This is a genomic window from Kitasatospora sp. NPDC127116, from assembly GCF_042677365.1.
Taxonomy (GTDB): domain Bacteria; phylum Actinomycetota; class Actinomycetes; order Streptomycetales; family Streptomycetaceae; genus Kitasatospora; species Kitasatospora lactacystinica.
In genome coordinates this window covers 1-2,675 of record NZ_JBHXTL010000282.1, presented here as the reverse complement: position 1 = coordinate 2,675, position 2,675 = coordinate 1, and the positions used below count along the sequence as shown (strand labels likewise).

Annotated in this window: 1 protein-coding gene; it reads left to right on the top strand. The window is 71.5% G+C overall.

All coding sequences use genetic code 11. From position 1 onward, the window contains the following. Nucleotides 1–365: 365 nt before the first annotated feature. Nucleotides 366–2,477: an NEW3 domain-containing protein gene (locus tag ACFVHV_RS43610; RefSeq protein ID WP_380359420.1), complete on the top strand. Its 2,112-nt coding sequence runs from the start codon at nt 366–368 to the stop codon at nt 2,475–2,477. Nucleotides 2,478–2,675 lie beyond the last annotated feature (198 nt).

Genomic DNA, 2,675 nt, shown 5'->3' with positions numbered 1-2,675 from the left:
TTGTCTCACGCTTCTGTTGTTTTTAAGCGACTTGAGGGTGGGGTCTGGGTTTCCCCCGCACCTGCACCGGGGGGGCCCCTGCGACATCGCGGGCGCCCGGCCGGTCGCGCTCCTGCGTCCGGTGGCTGCTCGGCCGGGCCGGTCCCCAGGTGCACTCGTGCTCGGACTTTGCAATTGAGTGCGTGTTACTGCTTATTTTGCCCGTCATCTTGTCAAGAACGAGCAGAGCCCCGTACAAATGATCCGGCTGGGACCACAGCAGCCATCCATGCCCTGACCCCGAGATCCCGTGAGGTCGAAGCGTGTCAACTGCCCTCCGCCGGTGGCTCCGTACCACCGTCGCCTGCTGTACGACGCTCGCCGCCGTGTCCACCGCCACGCTCCTGGCACAGCCCGCGGTCGCCGCCGAGCCCTCCCCGCCCGGCACCGTCGCCGAGTACCCCAACTACGCCCCCACGCCGCCCATGGGCTGGAACGACTGGTCGTACTACCAGTGCGGGATCGACGAGAAGACCATCCTCGACAACGCCCGGGCCCTCGTCACCACCGGGCTGGCGAAGAAGGGGTACGACACCGTCACCATCGACGACTGCTGGATGTCCGGACAGCGCGACGCCCAGGGCAACCTGGTCGCCGACCCGCAGCTGTTCCCGGACGGCATGGCCTACGTCGGCCGCCAGGTCCACGACCTCGGCCTGAAGTTCGGCATCTACGAGGACGCCGGGACCACCACCTGCGGCGGCTACCCCGGCTCCCTCGACCACTGGCAGCAGGACGCGGACCTGTTCGCGACCTGGGCCGTCGACTACGTCAAGCTCGACGGCTGCAACGTCCCGGTCAAGCCCGGTGAGACCGAGGAGCAGAGCTACCGCGACACCTACACCGCGATGAGCCGGGCGCTGCTCAACACCCACCGCAGGATGGTCTTCTCGATCTCCGCGCCCGCCTACTTCCAGGGCACGCCGAACTGGGACTCGGTGATCCGCTGGTCCGCGCCGCTCGGCAACCTGTGGCGGGAGGGCGCGGACATCGCACTCGGCCAGGCCAGTGGCGCCGAGAAGTGGGCGTCGATCACGTACAACTACGGCTACAACGTCGGACTGGCCGACCTGCAGCGCCCCGGCCGGTGGAACGACCCCGACTTCCTGCTCGCCGGCGACTCCGGGCTCAGCCAGGACGAGATGCAGAGCCAGATCTCGCTGTGGGCCATGATGGCCGCGCCGCTGATCTCCAGCACCGACCTCACCCGCCTCTCCCCGGCCGCGCTGGACCTGCTCGGCAACCGCGATGTCATCGCCGTCGACCAGGACCGGCTGGGCCTCCAGGGGCGCGTCGTCCAGCACGGAACCGGCTACGACGTGCTGAGCAAGCCGCTGGCCGGCGGGGACCGCGCGGTCGCGCTCTTCAACTCCTCCGACACCGCGCAGACCATCACCACGACCGCCGCCCGGGCCGGCCTGCCCGCTGCCGCCGGCTACCGGCTCGACGACCTGGTGACCAAGCAGGCCGTCGGGACCACCGGCGTGATCTCCGCGAACGTGCCGCCGCACGCCACGGTGCTCTACCGGGTCCACCCCGGCGCGACCCACGGCCTGGCCCCCGCCACCACCGTCACCTGGCAGGACGTCAGCACGGCCCAGGAGCCCGGGACGTACCGGATCACCCTGGCCGACAACGGCGCCGTCGCGCTGAACGACACCGACCTGCGGATCAGCGCCCCCGCCGACTGGACCGTCACCCCGGCGACCGTCGCGCTCCCGCGCATCGCGCCGGGCGCAACCGCGTCGGCCACGGTGACGGTGCACGGCCCCCAGGGCGCTCCCGGGACCACGGTCACGGCGATCACCGCCACCGCGAGCTACCGGGCCCGGCCGGCCGGGGTCGACACCGTCAGCGGTGAGCAGACGATCGTGCGGACCGTGCCCTACCCGTCGCTGGAGGCCGCGTTCAACAACGTCGGCGCCACCTCGGAGAGCGACACCGCTCCCGGCAACTTCGACGGCGCCGGGAACAGCTACTCGGCGCAGGCCCTGGCCCGGGCCGGCGCCACCGCGGGCGCCACGATCAGCGCCAACGGCCTCAGCTTCACCTGGCCGTCCGCGGCCGCCGGCACCAACGACAACGTGTCGGCCGCCGGTCAGGAGATCACCTTCAGCGGCCAGGGCAGCGCGCTGGGCTTCCTCGGCGCCGAAGCGGGCTTCGCCTCCGGCACGGTCACCGTCGCCTACACCGACGGCACCACCAGCAGCGGCCAGTTGGGCTTCCCCAACTGGTGCTGCACCCCGACCGACGCCTACGGCGCGAAGACCGCGTTCACCACGGACCACCGCAACACGCCCACCGGCCCGGGCAACTTCGGCACCGGCTACGGCGTGTTCACCAACACCGTCCCGTTGACGCCCGGCAAGACGATCCGTTCCGTCACGCTGCCCAGTGCCGCTGCGATCCACGTGTTCGCGCTGGCCGTCCAGCCGTGATCCGCGCCGCCCGGCCCACCGGACCGGCTCCGGTGGGCCGGGCGGTCGGCGTTCCCCCGCCCGGGACTCCGCTCCGGTTCCCCTGCACGAGAATCCGCCCCTCCCCGCGAACGGCATCCAGGACCCACCCATGATCGTCACGAACCGCATCACCCTGGCCGGCGCCCGCCTGGTCCTGCCCGGCGGCGTCGTCGAGGG